This is a genomic window from Candidatus Frankia alpina (assembly GCF_902806485.1).
Lineage (GTDB): Bacteria > Actinomycetota > Actinomycetes > Frankiales > Frankiaceae > Frankia > Frankia alpina.
In genome coordinates, this window is record NZ_CADCWT010000003.1 from 58717 (window position 1) to 74459 (window position 15743).

Below are 15743 nucleotides of genomic sequence, written 5' to 3' on the forward strand. Positions count from 1 at the left end.
GAGTGCCTCACTCTGGGGAGAACAACGATGACGGTGACCGTCGGCTATGACGACGTTGAGGTCGGCACCGAGCTGCCGGAACGGCTGTTCCCACTGCGGCGGGTCGATCTCGTGCGCTACGCGGGAGCGTCCGGGGACTTCAACCCCATCCACTGGAGCGAGCGGGCCGCCGCGGACGCGGGCCTGCCCGGCGTGCTCGCACACGGGATGCTGACGATGGCGACCGCCACCCGGCTCGTCACCGACTGGGCCGGGGACCCAGGCGCCGTGCTCGAGGTCGGCGTGAAGTTCTCCTCGCCCGTGGTGGTGCCGGACGACGACGAGGGCGCCTCGGTGTCGGTGCGTGGCGTCGTGGAGAAGAAGCTCGACGACAACCGGGTGGTGGTCAACCTCACCACCCGGTGCCGCGGCGAGAAGGTGCTGATGGCCGCCCGCGCCACCGTCCAGCTGAGCTGAGCTGGCCGGCACCGGAGCGGAGGGCGAGCGGCCAGTCCGTCAGGCGGCCTCGGCCAGCAGGTCGGACAGCCGGCCCACGCCCTTGACCAGGTCCTCGTCGCCGAGCGCGTAGGACAGTCGGGCGAAGCCCGGGGTGCCGAACGCCTCACCGGGGACGATGGCGACCCCGACCTCCTCCAGGATGAGCTGGCACAGCTCGGCGCTGGTCGTGGGGGTCCGGCCGCGCAGGGTTCGGCCCAGCACGCCCTGCAGCGAGGGATAGCAGTAGAACGCGCCCTCGGGCAGCGGGCAGCTCACCCCCGGGATCCGGGTGAGCATGCCATGCATCGTCAGCCGGCGGCGGTCGAAGGCGACGCGCATCTCGGCGACGGCGTCGAGGGGCCCGGTGACGGCGGCAAGCGCCGCGATCTGGGAGACGTTGGCGACGTTCGAGGTCGCGTGCGACTGCAGGTTCGCCGCCGCGGCGGTGACATCCGCCGGCCCGATCAGCCAGCCGACCCGCCAGCCCGTCATCGCGTAGGTCTTCGCGACGCCGTTGACGATGACGCAGCGCTCCGCGAGCCCCGGCACCTCCGCCAGGATCGAGGCGAACCGCGCCTCGCCGTAGACGAGATGCTCGTAGATCTCGTCGGCGAGTACCCAGATGCCGGCCTGCTCGGCCCAGCGGCCGATCTCGCGGATCTCCTCCGGCGTGTGCACGGCGCCGGTCGGGTTCGACGGCGAGTTGAACAACAGCACCTTGGTGCGCTCGGTGCGGGCCGCCTCGAGCTGCTCGACGGTCACCCGGTAGCCGGCCTGCGGCCCGGTGACGACGTCGACCGGCACGCCCCCGGCGAGTCGGATCGACTCGGGGTAGGTCGTCCAGTACGGCGCGGGCAGCAGCACCTCGTCACCAGGGTCGAGCAGCGTCGCGAACGCCTCGTAGACGGCCTGCTTGCCGCCGTTGGTCACCAGAACCTGGCTTGCGGAAACGGTGACGCCGGAGTCCCGGGCCGTCTTCTCGGCGATGGCCTGCCGTAGCTCCGGCAGGCCACCCGCCGGGGTGTAGCGGTGCATGCGGGGTTCTCTGCATGCCTTCTCCGCGGCGGCGACGATGCGGTCCGGCGTCGGGAAGTCCGGCTCGCCGGCGCCGAAGCCGACCACGTCCTGCCCCTCGGCGCGCATCGCCTTCGCGGTGGCGTCGACGGCCAGCGTCGCGGACGGGGCGATGCCGCCGATGCGGCTTGAGATCCTGCTCATAGTGCCCATGCTGCCATGGCGTCCGGATGAGCGTCGTACGCAGGCGGCCGGGATCCGGCGTCCGTGCGGACCGGCGTCGGGGTGGCCGTAGGACCCGGTTCCGCGGGTCCTACGGCCGTTGTGCCGTGAGTCCCGTGGCCGGCGTGGCGCGGGTCCCGTGGCCGGCGCGCCGCGGGTCCTGCGGACGGTGTGCGGCGGGACTCGGGACAGTGCCCGGACGGTTCCGCGCAACACCCGGTGGCCACCGTCCGGACAGCCGGCACGGGCCGGCGGGCACTCGACGCGATCAGCCCGCGCGGAGTCGGGGCGAGGAAGGGGTATGCTCGATACGCTCGGGTACCCATTGCGGTAACCGGCTCGCAGGCTGGCCTGTGCGCTATGCTTCATAAGCGCAGCGTGTGGGTCCGGCGAGGCGGCGGGGCTCCGGGTGTGTCCAAGGGGCGTGGCTCAATTGGTAGAGCACCGGTCTCCAAAACCGGCGGTTGCAGGTTCGAGTCCTGTCGCCCCTGCGCTGTTCGATGGTTGGCTGGTTTGGCGACGGAGTGGGTGGAGTTGAGTGGCGACCGATACCCGTGACGCGGCACCGCGTCCCAGGCGGGCCACGCGTACCGCGGGCCGGCGTCAGTATTGGCCACTGCAGTTCATCCGCGAGGTCATGGCGGAGCTCCGGAAGGTCGTCTATCCGGGTCGGAGCGAGCTGATCACCTATGTGTTGGTCGTGCTCGTCTTCGTCAGCGTGATGACGGCCTTCGTGGCTAGTCTCGACTTCGGGCTTACGAAGGCGGTCCTCGCGATCTTCGGCTGACGGGTCCGCCAGCCGGCGGGGTCGGGCAGTGCGGACGGACGGGTCCGGGCGGGCGACAGCCGCCGGTCCGCCGGTCGGTCGCGTCCGCCCGTTCGGTACCACGCCCGCGTAGCGCCCGCTCCGCGGAGTCCACAGCAGCACCAAGTATCCACGAGAGAAGGATCGTCCGCGTGTCCCAGTCGCCCGAGCAGGCCTCTTCCGAGCAGGGGGAGGCCCTCGCCCGTCTCGATCTCCTCGCGGCGTTCGAGCACGACGAGGTGGCGAGCACGGACGCCGGCGCCGAGCTCGACGATGCCAGCGCCGACGACACCGACGAATCGGACGTCGAGGCCACCGGTGAGACCGACGCCGATGCGGCAGCCGACGCGGCCGGTCCCCTGGCCGATGCGGGCGCCGAGCCTGCCGCGGCGGACGAGCCTGCCGCGGTCGCCGAGCCCACGAGCGCGGTGCCGGTCGCCGTGGCCGACGACACCGATGACGAGGACGACCTACGCCGCGCCATCGAGGACGCGCCGGGCGAGTGGTACGTCGTGCATTCGTACGCGGGCTACGAGAACAAGGTCAAGACCAACCTCGAGACCCGTATCTCCAGCCTCAACATGGAGGACTACATCTTCCAGATCGAGGTGCCCACCGAAGAGGTCCCGGTGGTCAAGAACGGCAAGAGGCAGCTGGTCCAGCAGAAGAAGTACCCGGGTTACATCTACGTCCGGATGGACCTGACCGACCAGTCCTGGTCCGCGGTCCGTAACACGCCGGGTGTGACCGGGTTCGTGGGGCTCACCAACCGGCCCTCGCCGCTGCGCCGCGAGGAGGTCCTGTCCATCCTCGCCCCGGCGGCCCCGAAGGAGAAGAAGGTCGAGACCGTCCGGGTCCAGGAGTTCGAGGTCGGGGAGTCGGTCACCGTCATGGACGGCCCCTTCGCCACGCTCCCGGCGACCATCAGCGAGATCAACCTCGACGCCCAGCGGCTGAAGGTGCTGGTCTCGATCTTTGGTCGGGAGACGCCCGTCGAGCTGCAGTTCAATCAGGTCGCGAAGATCTGATCCGGTCCGTAGAATCCCGGTAGGAAGACGAGCACATGCCGCCCAAGAAAAAGAAGATCACCGCGATCATCAAGCTCCAGATCAACGCCGGCAAGGCCACGCCGGCGCCGCCGGTCGGTCCCGCGCTGGGCCAGCACGGCGTGAACATCATGGAGTTCTGCAAGCAGTACAACGCGGCGACCGAGTCGCAGACCGGCAACGTCGTGCCGGTCGAGATCACCGTGTTCGAAGACCGGTCGTTCACCTTCGTCACGAAGACCCCGCCGGCCGCGCGGCTCATCCTCAAGGCCGCGGGCGTGGAGAAGGGCAGCGGGACTCCGCACCGGGACAAGGTCGCCAAGCTGACCCCGGCTCAGGTGCGCGAGATCGCCCAGACCAAGCTCCCCGACCTCAACGCCACGACGATCGAGGCGGCAGAGAAGATCATCTCGGGGACTGCCCGTTCGATGGGAATCACGGTCGGCGACTAGCCTTCCGCACCCACCCACCCAGCCACACCGGACCGACGCCGTGGGAGGGCGGTCGGTACCGCCACTCACGGCGCGGACAAGGTCCACGCCGTGGCGAGCCGGGCCGATCGTCCGCCGGCACCACGAGGAGACACCCATGAAGCGCAGCAAGGCCTACCGGGCCGCCGTCGAAAAGATCAACCCCGAGAACCTCTACAGCCCGCTGGACGCCGTCCGGCTCGCCCAGGAGACCTCGACCACGAAGTACAACGCGACCGTCGAGGTCGCCATCCGCCTCGGGGTCGACCCGCGCAAGGCTGACCAGATGGTCCGCGGCACCGTCAACCTGCCGTACGGCACCGGCAAGTCGCCGCGCGTCGCCGTGTTCGCCGCCGGTGAGAAGGCCGCCGAGGCGACCGCTGCCGGCGCCGACATCGTCGGCAGTGACGACCTGGTCGCCCGTATCCAGGAGGGATTCCTGGACTTCGACGCGACGGTCGCCACGCCGGACCAGATGGCCAAGGTCGGGCGGATCGCCCGCATCCTCGGCCCTCGCGGGCTGATGCCGAACCCGAAGACCGGCACCGTCACGCTGGACATCGGCAAGGCCGTCGCCGACATCAAGGGCGGAAAGATCAATTTCCGGGTGGACAAGCAGGGCAACCTGCACATCGTCATCGGGAAGACGAACTTCACCGACGCCCAGCTCATCGAGAACTACACGGCAGCCCTGGACGAGATCGTCCGGGTGAAGCCCTCGGCGGCGAAGGGCCGTTACCTCAAGAAGGTCACCTTCGCCACCACCATGGGCCCGGGTATCCCGGTCGACCCGAACCGCACCCGCAACCTGTCGGAGGACGGCGTTCCCGCCTGATCCCATCGTCGCGCCGGGCCCGCTCCGGCCACGCGCACGACGTCGGCCACCTTGCTTCCAGCTTTCCCGGCTTTCTTGCCCTTCCAGAGGTCTCTGTGTCCGTTTCGTCCCTCTGGAAAGGCAAGGTAAGCGGGGGAGGTCGGGGCTCGAGCTGGCCGATGAACGTGTACGTGAGATCGTCACGTACACTTGGTACGAACACGTTTTACACCGAAGACCGCTGGTCGCCGTCGTTGCCCAGGTGGGGGAGATCCCGCCCGGGGTCGAGCGACGGTCGAAGGCCCGACTGCCCCGGGCGGCCCGCGTAGGTGACGGAAGCAAGGACCGCGGCACTGTTGAGGCGGTCGGCGCTGGTGCGCCGTCCTCCCCGTCCATGTCGCTCTTCACGCCCCGTGCGCCTGCGCCGGGGCGTTCGTCGTCTCCCGGGGTTGAACGGATGGCCGGCCGATACCCCGAAGGAGCCCCATGGCGAAACCTGAGAAGACCGCCGCGGTGGCGGAGATCGCCGAGGAGTTCCGTGGCGCGACCGCCGCGGTCCTCACCGAGTACCGCGGTCTGACGGTGAGCCAGCTCACCGAGCTGCGGCGCACCCTTGGCAAGGGCGCGCGCTACGCGGTGGTCAAGAACACGCTGACCAAGATCGCGGCGGAGCAGGCCGGTGTCACCGGGATCGACGAGTTGTTCGTCGGCCCGACCGCCGTCGCCTTCGTCACCGGCGACCCGGTCGAGGCGGCCAAGGGCCTGCGCGACTTCGCCCGCGCGAACCCGGCCCTCGTGGTCAAGGGCGGCGTCGTCGAGGGCAAGGCGATGACGGCCGACGATATCCGCAGGCTTGCGGATATCGAGTCTCGCGAGGTCCTGCTGGCGAAGCTCGCCGGCGCGATGAAGGGCTCGCTGTCCGGCGCGGTCGGCCTGTTCGCCGCCCCGCTGTCGCAGGTCGCCCGGCTGGCCGAGGCGCTGCGCGAGCAGCGGGCGAGCCAGGCCGACGCCGAGGCGCCCGGCGAGCAGACGTCGGCGGCCGAGGTCTCCGCGGAGTAACCGTCCGCACCGCGGGATGACGGTGGCCGGCGACGGCTGCCGCCGCCCCTGGAGCACCCCGCGCCGGCTGGGCCGGCACGCCGAGGCCCAGCCGGCACCACCCACGAGCCACCCCGATCACCGGTCGCCCATCCGGCCGGACAAGATCATCGGCATGACGAGGAAGGAAACGCCATCATGGCGAAGCTGTCGACCGAAGAGCTGCTCGGCGCGTTCAAGGAACTGACCCTGCTCGAGCTCTCGGAGTTCGTGAAGCAGTTCGAGGAGACCTTCGGCGTGACCGCCACGGCGCCCGTCGCCGTGGCCGCGGCGCCGCTCGCCGGTGGCGCCGGCGGCGAGGCCCCGGCTGCTGAGGAGCAGGACGAGTTCGACGTCATCCTCGAGTCCGTCGGCGACAAGAAGATCCAGGTCATCAAGGAGGTCCGGGCGCTGACCAGCCTCGGGCTGAAGGAGGCCAAGGACCTCGTCGACGGGGCGCCCAAGCCCGTCCTGGAGAAGGTCGCCAAGGAGGCCGCGGAGAAGGCCAAGGCGGCCCTCGAGGGCGCCGGCGCGTCGGTCACCGTCAAGTAACACCGCCCGTCTTCCGGGGCCGGTCCGGGCCGGGCTCTGGCCCGCCGGTGCGGTCGCTCGACGCGGCCGTGGCGCATCCCGCGTGCCGGGGCACCTCCGAGGTGTCCCGGCACGCGGCGTCTGAGCCCTCGAAACGCCGAGACACGCTGCTACGTAAGCGGATGAGCAGGTCGGGTCGTTCGTGACGTTTTCCGAAGGGGGTTGACGGCCCCTGGAGATCGGAGTTCCATCATGTCGCGAACGCTCGTCGGGAAGCAGATGCGGTGCGCTACGTTCTCCCCGCGTGGTCCTGCCACGCACGTCCTTGCCAGCGGTGTGCCCTTCGGCTACACTGCTAGTTTGCGCTGCCCTTTTCGTCGCATCGGCTCCGCCGACACCGGTTTGCCGGTGAGGTCGGGCTCTCTGCGGGGGTCCGGTACGCGCCGCCTTGCGGTTCCGACCATGTCTCGGTGCCGCGCCCGCGGCGGGTTCTGGTTCGACGTGAAGGCGCGTTGGCCGTGCTGGTGCGTGGCACGGCTGTATCGCAGCCACACCGAGGACTCTGAGCAGACCTTTGCCCCTGCACCGACCCGTTTTCTCAGCGGACACCGGCGTCGCCGCGCGCTTGCGCCGCGACGGCGCTTTGGCGCGCCCGCGGTCAGCCGAACGCCTGCCGCGGCAGTCATCTGCGGTTCGGCGGACCGACGGACCAGGGACCGGCGGACTTGCTGCGGGACGAGGGCCGATTCCGGCCGCGCGACCGGCCGCCGGGACGCCCAGCGCCGCCGCGCCTGTGCGCCTCGCGGTCATCCTCTCACCGGCGGGGCACCCCCCGTCGCTGTTCCCGACAACCGTAGCGAGACACTGATCACCTGACCACACCCCCGACGGATCCTTGACGTCCGCGACGCCAGCCCGACGATCAGGCCACCCGGAAGGACCACCTTGGCCGCCTCGCGCTCTTCCTCCCGCATCTCGTTCGCTAAGATCATCGAGCCCCTCGAGGTCCCGGATCTCCTTGCTCTTCAGACGCAGTCCTTCGATTGGCTGATCGGTAGTGACGCCTGGGCGGAGCGGGTTCAGGAGGCCGTGGACTCGGGCCGGGACGATGTTCCGATCACCTCCGGTCTGGAGGAGGTCTTCGAGGAGATCTCCCCGATCGAGGACTTCTCCGGCTCCATGTCCCTGTCCTTCCGGGACCACCGGTTCGAGCCATCCAAGTACTCCGTGGAGGAGTGCAAGGACAAGGACATGACCTACTCGGCCCCGCTGTTCGTGACGGCCGAGTTCACCAACAACACCACCGGTGAGATCAAGAGCCAGACGGTGTTCATGGGCGACTTCCCGCTCATGACCCCGAAGGGCACCTTTGTGATCAACGGGACCGAGCGTGTGGTGGTCAGCCAGCTCGTCCGGTCGCCAGGGGTCTACTTCGAGCGCAGCCTGGACAAGGCGTCAGACAAGGACCTGTACTCCTGCAAGGTGATCCCATCGCGTGGGGCCTGGCTGGAGTTCGAGATCGACAAGCGGGACACCGTCGGCGTCCGGATCGACCGCAAGCGCCGTCAGTCCGTCACCGTGCTGCTCAAGGCGCTCGGCTGGGACGAGGCGCGCATCCTGGAGCGCTTCGGCGACTTCCCGTCGATGCGTATCACCCTGGAGAAGGACCACACGGCCAGCCAGGACGACGCGCTGCTCGACATCTACCGCAAGCTGCGCCCGGGCGAGCCGCCGACGCGGGAGTCGGCGCAGACCCTGCTGGAGAACCTCTTCTTCAACCCCAAGCGTTACGACCTGGCGAAGGTCGGCCGCTACAAGGTGAACAAGAAGCTCACCCTCGAGGTCGCACACGACGTCGGTGTTCTCACCGAGGATGACATCGTGCGCACGATCGAGTACGTCGTCAAGCTGCACGCGGGCGCGGACCCGTCCGAGTACGAGGTCGACGACATCGACCACTTCGGCAACCGGCGGCTGCGCACGGTCGGCGAGCTGATCCAGAACCAGGTTCGCCTGGGTCTGGCCCGGATGGAGCGGGTCGTCCGCGAGCGGATGACCACCCAGGACGTCGAGGCGATCACGCCGCAGACCCTGATCAACATCCGGCCGGTCGTCGCCTCCATCAAGGAGTTCTTCGGCACCAGCCAGCTGTCGCAGTTCATGGACCAGACCAACCCGCTGGCCGGCCTGACCCACAAGCGCCGCCTGTCGGCGCTGGGCCCCGGCGGTCTGTCCCGGGAACGGGCCGGCTTCGAGGTCCGCGACGTGCACCCCAGCCACTACGGCCGGATGTGCCCGATCGAGACGCCGGAAGGCCCGAACATTGGTCTGATCGGCTCGCTGTCGACGTTCGCGCGGGTCAACCCGTTCGGTTTCGTCGAGACGCCGTACCGCAAGGTCGTCAGCGGCCAGGTCACCGACCAGATCGACTACCTCACCGCGGACGAGGAGGACCGGCACGTCAAGGCGCAGGCCAACACGCCGCTGCTCCCCGATGGCACGTTCGCCGAGGACCGCGTGCTGGTTCGCCGCAAGGGCGGTGAGGTCGAGTTCATCCCGCCGGACGAGGTCGACTACATGGACGTCTCGCCGCGGCAGATGGTGTCCGTGGCGACCGCCATGATCCCGTTCCTCGAGCACGACGACGCCAACCGTGCGCTCATGGGCTCCAACATGCAGCGCCAGTCGGTGCCGCTGTTGCGCTCCGAGGCGCCGCTGGTCGGCACCGGGATGGAGGCCCGCGCGGCCAAGGACGCCGGCGACGTGGTCGTCTGCGTCCAGGCCGGCGTCGTCGAGGACCTCTCGGCGGACTACATCACCGTCATGCACGACGACGGCACCCGGCGCACCTACCGGCTGGCGAAGTTCCGCCGGTCCAACCAGGGCACCTGCATCAACCAGAAGCCGATCGTGTTCGAGGGGGACAGGGTCGAGGCCGGCCAGGTCATCGCGGACGGCCCGTGCACCGACAACGGCGAGATGGCGCTCGGCAAGAATCTGCTGGTCGCCTTCATGCCGTGGGAGGGGCACAACTACGAGGACGCGATCATCCTGTCGCAGCGCCTCGTCCAGGACGACGTGCTGTCCTCGATCCACATCGAGGAGCACGAGGTCGATGCCCGGGACACCAAGCTCGGCCCGGAGGAGATCACCCGCGACATCCCGAACGTCGCCGAGGAGGTCCTCGCCGACCTCGACGAGCGCGGCATCATCCGGATCGGTGCCGAGGTCTCGCCCGGCGACGTCCTGGTCGGCAAGGTCACCCCGAAGGGCGAGACCGAGCTGACCCCCGAGGAGCGGCTGCTGCGCGCGATCTTCGGGGAGAAGGCCCGGGAGGTCCGCGACACCTCGCTGAAGGTGCCGCACGGCGAGTCCGGCAAGGTCATCGGCGTGCGGGTGTTCGCTCGCGAGGACGGCGACGAGCTCCCGCCCGGCGTCAACGAGCTGGTCCGGGTCTACGTCGCCCAGAAGCGCAAGATCACCGACGGTGACAAGCTCGCCGGTCGGCACGGCAACAAGGGCGTCATCGCCAAGATCCTTCCGCAGGAGGACATGCCCTTCCTCGAGGACGGCACCCCGGTCGACATCGTGCTCAACCCGCACGGCGTGCCGCGCCGGATGAACATCGGCCAGATCCTGGAGACCCACCTCGGGTGGGTGGCCAAGACGGGCTGGCAGGTCGACACCGGCGAGGAGGAGTGGAAGGAGCGGCTGCGCGGCATCGGCGCGGACGCCGCCCCGGCCGGAACCAACGTGTCCACCCCGGTCTTCGACGGCGCTCGCGAGGAGGAGATCACCGGTCTGCTCGACTCCACCCACCCGAACCGGGACGGGGTCCAGCTCATCGGCTCCTCCGGCAAGGCCACGCTGTTCGACGGCCGCACCGGCGAGCCGTACCCGTACCCGGTGGCGGTCGGCTACATCTACATCCTCAAACTGCTGCACCTGGTCGACGACAAGATCCACGCCCGGTCGACCGGGCCCTACTCGATGATCACCCAACAGCCCCTGGGTGGTAAGGCGCAGTTCGGTGGCCAGCGGTTCGGCGAGATGGAGGTGTGGGCGCTGGAGGCGTACGGCGCCGCCTACGCCCTGCAGGAGCTGCTGACCATCAAGTCCGACGACGTCGTGGGCCGGGTCAAGGTCTACGAGGCGATCGTCAAGGGCGAGAACATTCCGGAGCCCGGCATCCCGGAGTCGTTCAAGGTGCTCATCAAGGAGATGCAGTCGCTGTGCCTCAACGTCGAGGTCCTCTCCAGCGACGGTGTGCAGATCGAGATGCGTGACACCGACGAGGACGTCTTCCGTGCGGCGGAGGAACTCGGGATCGACCTGTCCCGGCGCGAGCCGAGCAGCGTCGAGGAGGTCTGAGCGGGCGCCGGGGGCCCGGCCCATCCCGCCCCTGACCGGGCGGCGGGCTCCCGGCGGCCCGTCCGACTCCAGCGTCCCGACCGAGAAAGAGAGAGCAGGCGACAGTCTTGCTGGACGTCAACTTCTTCGACGAACTGCGCATCGGTCTTGCCACCGCGGACGACATCCGTCAGTGGTCGCACGGTGAGGTCAAGAAGCCGGAGACGATCAACTACCGCACCCTGAAGCCGGAGAAGGACGGGCTCTTCTGCGAGAAGATCTTCGGTCCGACCCGGGACTGGGAGTGCTACTGCGGTAAGTACAAGCGGGTCCGGTTCAAGGGCATCATCTGCGAGCGCTGTGGCGTCGAGGTCACCCGCGCCAAGGTGCGCCGTGAGCGCATGGGGCACATCGAGCTGGCCGCCCCGGTCACCCACATCTGGTACTTCAAGGGTGTCCCGAGCCGGCTCGGCTACCTGCTGGACCTGGCGCCGAAGGACCTCGAGAAGGTCATCTACTTCGCCGCCTATATGATCACCAAGGTCGACATCGACGCGCGGCACCGCGACCTGCCCACCCTCGAGGCCCGCATGGGTGTCGAGAAGCAGCAGCTCGAGGACAAGAAGAACGCCGACGTCGAGACCCGGCAGAAGCGGCTCGAGACCGACCTCGCGCAGCTCGAGGCCGAGGGCGCCAAGGGCGACGCGCGGCGCAAGGTCCGCGAGTCGGCCGAGCGCGAGATGCGCCAGATCCGCGACCGCGCGCAGCGCAAGATCGACGATCTGGACCGCGTCTTCGACCGCTTCAAGGGCATGAAGGTCCAGGACCTGGAGCCGGACGAGCTGCTCTACCGTGAGCTGCGCGACCGGTTCGGCCAGTACTTCGACGGCGGCATGGGCGCCGAGGCGCTGCAGCGCCGGCTCGCCGACTTCGACCTGGCCGCGGAGGCCGAGTCGCTGCGCGAGACCATCCGCAGCGGCAAGGGGCAGAAGAAGGCCCGCGCGCTCAAGCGGCTCAAGGTCGTCTCGGCGTTCCTGAACACCCGCAACTCCCCGATGGGGATGGTGCTCGACTGCGTTCCGGTGATCCCGCCGGACCTGCGGCCGATGGTGCAGCTCGACGGCGGTCGGTTCGCCACCTCCGACCTCAACGACCTGTACCGCCGCGTGATCAACCGGAACAACCGACTCAAGCGGCTGCTCGACCTCGGCGCGCCCGAGATCATCGTCAACAACGAGAAGCGGATGCTGCAGGAGGCCGTCGACGCGCTGTTCGACAACGGCCGTCGCGGCCGGCCGGTCACCGGCCCGGGTAACCGTCCGCTGAAGTCGCTGTCCGACATGCTCAAGGGCAAGCAGGGCCGGTTCCGCCAGAACCTGCTCGGCAAGCGGGTCGACTACTCTGGCCGATCGGTCATCGTCGTCGGACCGCAGCTCAAGCTGCACCAGTGCGGTCTGCCCAAGCAGATGGCGCTGGAGCTGTTCAAGCCGTTCGTGATGAAGCGCCTGGTGGACCTCAACCACGCGCAGAACATCAAGTCGGCGAAGCGGATGGTGGAGCGGGCCCGCCCGGTCGTCTGGGACGTGCTCGAGGAGGTCATCACCGAGCATCCGGTGCTGCTCAACCGGGCGCCGACCCTGCACCGCCTCGGCATCCAGGCCTTCGAGCCGCAGCTCGTCGAGGGCAAGGCCATCCAGATCCACCCGCTGGTCTGCACGGCGTTCAACGCCGACTTCGACGGCGACCAGATGGCGGTGCACCTGCCGCTGTCCGCCGAGGCGCAGGCCGAGGCCCGGATCCTGATGCTGTCGAGCAACAACATCCTCTCGCCGGCGTCCGGTCGGCCGCTGGCGATGCCCAGCCTCGACATGGTGACCGGTGTGTTCCACCTGTCGACGCTGGCCGAGGGTGCCATCGGCGAGGGTCGGGCGTTCTCCTCGGTCGCCGAGGCGCAGATGGCCTACGACGCCCACGAGATCGGGCTGCAGGCGCGGATCAGTGTCCGGTTGCGCGACACCACCCCGCCGTCGGAGTGGGTGCCGCCGGCCGACTGGGTCACCGGGGACATGTTCAACCTGGAGACCACGTTCGGCCGCTGCCTGCTCAACGAGGCGCTGCCGGAGGGCTACCCCTTCATCAACGCCCAGCTGAACAAGAAGGCCCAGGCCGCGATCGTCAACGACCTGGCCGAGCGGTACCCGAAGATCCAGGTTGCGGCGACGCTGGACGCGCTGAAGAGCGCCGGTTTCTACTGGGCCACCCGGTCCGGGGTCACCGTCGCGATCGAGGACGTCGTCGCGCCGCCGAACAAGGCCGAGATCCTCGACGACTACGAGCAGCGGGCCGATCGGGTGCAGAAGCAGTTCGACCGCGGCTTCCTGTCCGACGAGGAGCGCCGTAGCGAGCTGGTGCAGATCTGGACCGAGGCGACGAACAAGATCGCCGAGGCGATGGAGAAGAACTTCCCGCAGACCAACCCGGTCTACGTGCTGGTCAACTCCGGGGCCGCCGGAAACATGATGCAGATCCGGCAGCTCGCCGGCATGCGTGGCCTGGTCTCCAACCCCAAGGGTGAGATCATCCCGCGGCCGATCAAGGCGAACTTCCGCGAGGGCCTCACCGTGCTCGAGTACTTCATCTCGACCCACGGCGCCCGAAAGGGCCTCGCCGACACCGCCCTGCGGACCGCCGACTCCGGCTACCTGACCCGCCGGCTCGTCGACGTCAGCCAGGACGTCATCGTCCGCGAGGAGGACTGCGGCACCGAGCGCGGCATCCTCACCCGGATCGCCCGGCGCGGCGCGGACGGCGTGCTCGTGCGCGACCGTTACGCCGAGACCTCGGCGTACGCACGGACGCTGGCCTCCGACGCCGTCGACGAGCACGGCGAGATCATCGTGCCCGCCGGCACCGACGCCGGGGACGTGGCGATCGGCCAGATCATCGAGGCCGGCATCGAGTCGGTCCGGGTTCGCTCGGCGCTGACCTGCGAATCCCGGATGGGAGTGTGCGCCCAGTGCTACGGGCGTTCGCTGGCCACCGGCAAGCTGGTCGACGTCGGCGAGGCCGTCGGCATCGTCGCCGCCCAGTCCATCGGCGAGCCCGGCACCCAGCTGACGATGCGTACCTTCCACAGCGGTGGCGTCGCCGGCGACGACATCACCCAGGGCCTGCCGCGTGTCGTCGAGCTGTTCGAGGCGCGCAGCCCCAAGGGCAAGGCTCCCATCACCGAGGTCTCCGGCCGGGTGAAGATCGAGGAGACCGAGAAGACCTTCAAGGTCGTGGTGGTGCCGGACGACGGCAGCGAGGAGATCGCCTACCCGGTCTCGCGGCGTTCGCGCCTGCGGTTCCGCGAGGGCGACCACATCGAGGTCGGCAGCCAGGTCGTCGACGGTGCCGTCGACCCGCACGAGGTGCTGCGCATCCTCGGTCCGCGCCAGGTCCAGCTCCACCTGGTCGACCAGGTCCAGGAGGTGTACCGGTCGCAGGGCGTGTCGATCCACGACAAGCACATCGAGATCATCATCCGCCAGATGCTCAAGCGGGTGAACGTGCTGGAGTCCGGCGAGACCAACCTGCTGCCCGGCGAGCTGTGCGAGCGCGCGCGGTTCGAGGGGGAGAACCGTCGGGTGGTGGAGTCCGGCGGCCAGCCGGCCTCGGCCCGCCCGGTGCTGATGGGGATCACCAAGGCGTCGCTGGCCACCGAGTCGTGGCTGTCGGCGGCCTCCTTCCAGGAGACGACCCGAGTGCTCACCGACGCGGCGATCAACGCCCGGTCGGACTCGCTCGTCGGCCTGAAGGAGAACGTCATCATCGGCAAGCTCATCCCGGCCGGCACCGGCATCTCCCGGTACCGCAACATCCGGGTCGAGCCCACCGAGGAGGCGCGCGCCGCGATGTACTCCGTCGGCGCGTACGAGGACGGCGGCAGCGTGGAGTACGGCGCCTTTGGCACCGGCACCGGTCAGGCCGTCCCGCTCGACGAGTTCGACTACCGCAGCTCGGGCGACTTCCGCTGACCCTGAGTCCCTGAGTCCCTGAGCCGATCCCGCCGGCCCGGTGCCCCCTGTCCGGGGACACCGGGCCGGCGGCGTTCCCTGCCCGATGAGTTGGGGGCCTCGTGACGGACTGGGCCGAGGTCCGGCGCCTGCACACGATCTACGAGGATGACGCGGTCCTGGCGCTCGACAAGCCCGTCGGCATCTCGGTGATGGGGGAGCGTCACGACACCGACCTCGTGCGGCTCGCCGCCGACGCGGGCGAGGAGCTGTTCCCGGTGCACCGGATCGACAAGGTCACCTCGGGGGTCGTGCTGTTCGCCCGGGAACTGCGCTTCCACGGCGACCTGACCAGGCAGTTCCAACGGCGCACGGTCGACAAGCGCTACCTGGCGCTGACCCGCACCCGGAGTCTGCCCACCACCGGAACCATCGACCTGCCCCTGAGCGTGGGCCGCAAGAGCCGCGTCCGGGTGGCCGCGAACCGAGCCGACATCACCGCGTCGCGCCGTCCACCGGGAGATCCGGACGGCCCGGGCCGCGCGCGGAGTTCCAACGGTCCGGGAGCGGAGGAGGAGGAGGAGGGGTACTGGTCGGTGGCGCCGGACGCGGTCTTCGCGCACGTGCGGACCTATCCGTCGGTCACCACGTTCGTCCGGCTCTGGGAGGGCGACGAACGCACCCTGCTCGCGGCGACGCCGCGGACCGGCCGGCGCCATCAGATCCGCGTGCACCTGGCCTGGATCGGCCATCCGATCGACGGCGATCCACTGTTCGACAAGGCGCCGGCGATGCGTACCTTCCTGCACTCCTGGCGGCTTGCCTTCGACGCCGCCTGGGCCGGTGGCGCGCGCGTCGAGGTCGAGGCGCCGCCCGGCGCCGACTTCCTCGCCCCCATCGGCGACCCGCTGCCCGCCGACCTGCTCGACGACTCGCGAC

The 15743-nt window shown here is 69.4% G+C and carries 11 protein-coding genes and 1 tRNA gene; 11 read left to right on the top strand and 1 reads right to left on the bottom strand.

Annotated elements, in window-relative coordinates:
* Positions 1-27: 27 nt before the first annotated feature.
* Entirely contained in the window at positions 28-456 is a 429-nt protein-coding gene (locus G6R25_RS01065) for a MaoC/PaaZ C-terminal domain-containing protein (RefSeq protein ID WP_163551292.1), read from the top strand.
* Between the two features lie 39 nt (positions 457-495).
* Here the strand turns inward: G6R25_RS01065 and G6R25_RS01070 are convergent, their stop codons facing one another.
* A complete protein-coding gene (locus G6R25_RS01070) occupies positions 496-1704 on the bottom strand; it encodes a pyridoxal phosphate-dependent aminotransferase (RefSeq protein ID WP_163551293.1) in 1209 nt (402 codons plus the stop codon).
* Between the two features lie 427 nt (positions 1705-2131).
* Between G6R25_RS01070 and G6R25_RS01075 the strand changes: the two genes are divergently transcribed.
* The 10 genes from G6R25_RS01075 to G6R25_RS01120 all read left to right on the top strand — a co-directional run.
* Positions 2132-2204 (top strand) — tRNA-Trp (locus G6R25_RS01075).
* Positions 2205-2251: 47 nt separating this feature from the next.
* On the top strand, positions 2252-2500 hold the full coding sequence (gene secE / locus G6R25_RS28580; protein WP_163551294.1) for a preprotein translocase subunit SecE: 249 nt from the start codon (positions 2252-2254) through the stop codon (positions 2498-2500).
* Positions 2501-2670: 170 nt separating this feature from the next.
* Positions 2671-3546 carry a transcription termination/antitermination protein NusG gene (gene nusG, locus G6R25_RS01085; protein ID WP_163551295.1) on the top strand — a complete coding sequence of 292 codons (876 nt, stop codon included), beginning with the start codon at positions 2671-2673 and terminating at the stop codon, positions 3544-3546.
* Positions 3547-3581: 35 nt separating this feature from the next.
* Positions 3582-4016 (top strand): 50S ribosomal protein L11, encoded by a 435-nt coding sequence (gene rplK / locus G6R25_RS01090; protein WP_136446403.1) that lies wholly within the window; start codon positions 3582-3584, stop codon positions 4014-4016.
* A 136-nt stretch (positions 4017-4152) separates the two neighbouring features.
* The gene (rplA, locus tag G6R25_RS01095) at positions 4153-4869 is read left to right on the top strand and encodes a 50S ribosomal protein L1 (protein WP_163551296.1); all 717 of its coding nucleotides are present in this window, start codon (positions 4153-4155) and stop codon (positions 4867-4869) included.
* 465 nt (positions 4870-5334) lie between these two features.
* Entirely contained in the window at positions 5335-5907 is a 573-nt protein-coding gene (rplJ, locus tag G6R25_RS01100; RefSeq protein WP_163551297.1) for a 50S ribosomal protein L10, read from the top strand.
* A gap of 177 nt (positions 5908-6084) precedes the next feature.
* A complete protein-coding gene (rplL, locus tag G6R25_RS01105; protein ID WP_163551298.1) occupies positions 6085-6477 on the top strand; it encodes a 50S ribosomal protein L7/L12 in 393 nt (130 codons plus the stop codon).
* 924 nt (positions 6478-7401) lie between these two features.
* Positions 7402-10827 (top strand): DNA-directed RNA polymerase subunit beta, encoded by a 3426-nt coding sequence (rpoB, locus tag G6R25_RS01110; RefSeq protein WP_136446407.1) that lies wholly within the window; start codon positions 7402-7404, stop codon positions 10825-10827.
* Positions 10828-10934: 107 nt separating this feature from the next.
* Positions 10935-14825, top strand: a complete 3891-nt coding sequence (locus G6R25_RS01115) for a DNA-directed RNA polymerase subunit beta' (protein ID WP_163551299.1) — start codon at positions 10935-10937, stop codon at positions 14823-14825.
* Between the two features lie 101 nt (positions 14826-14926).
* Positions 14927-15743 (top strand): RluA family pseudouridine synthase (locus tag G6R25_RS01120; protein WP_163551300.1); only part of this gene is annotated, 817 nt, incomplete at its 3' end.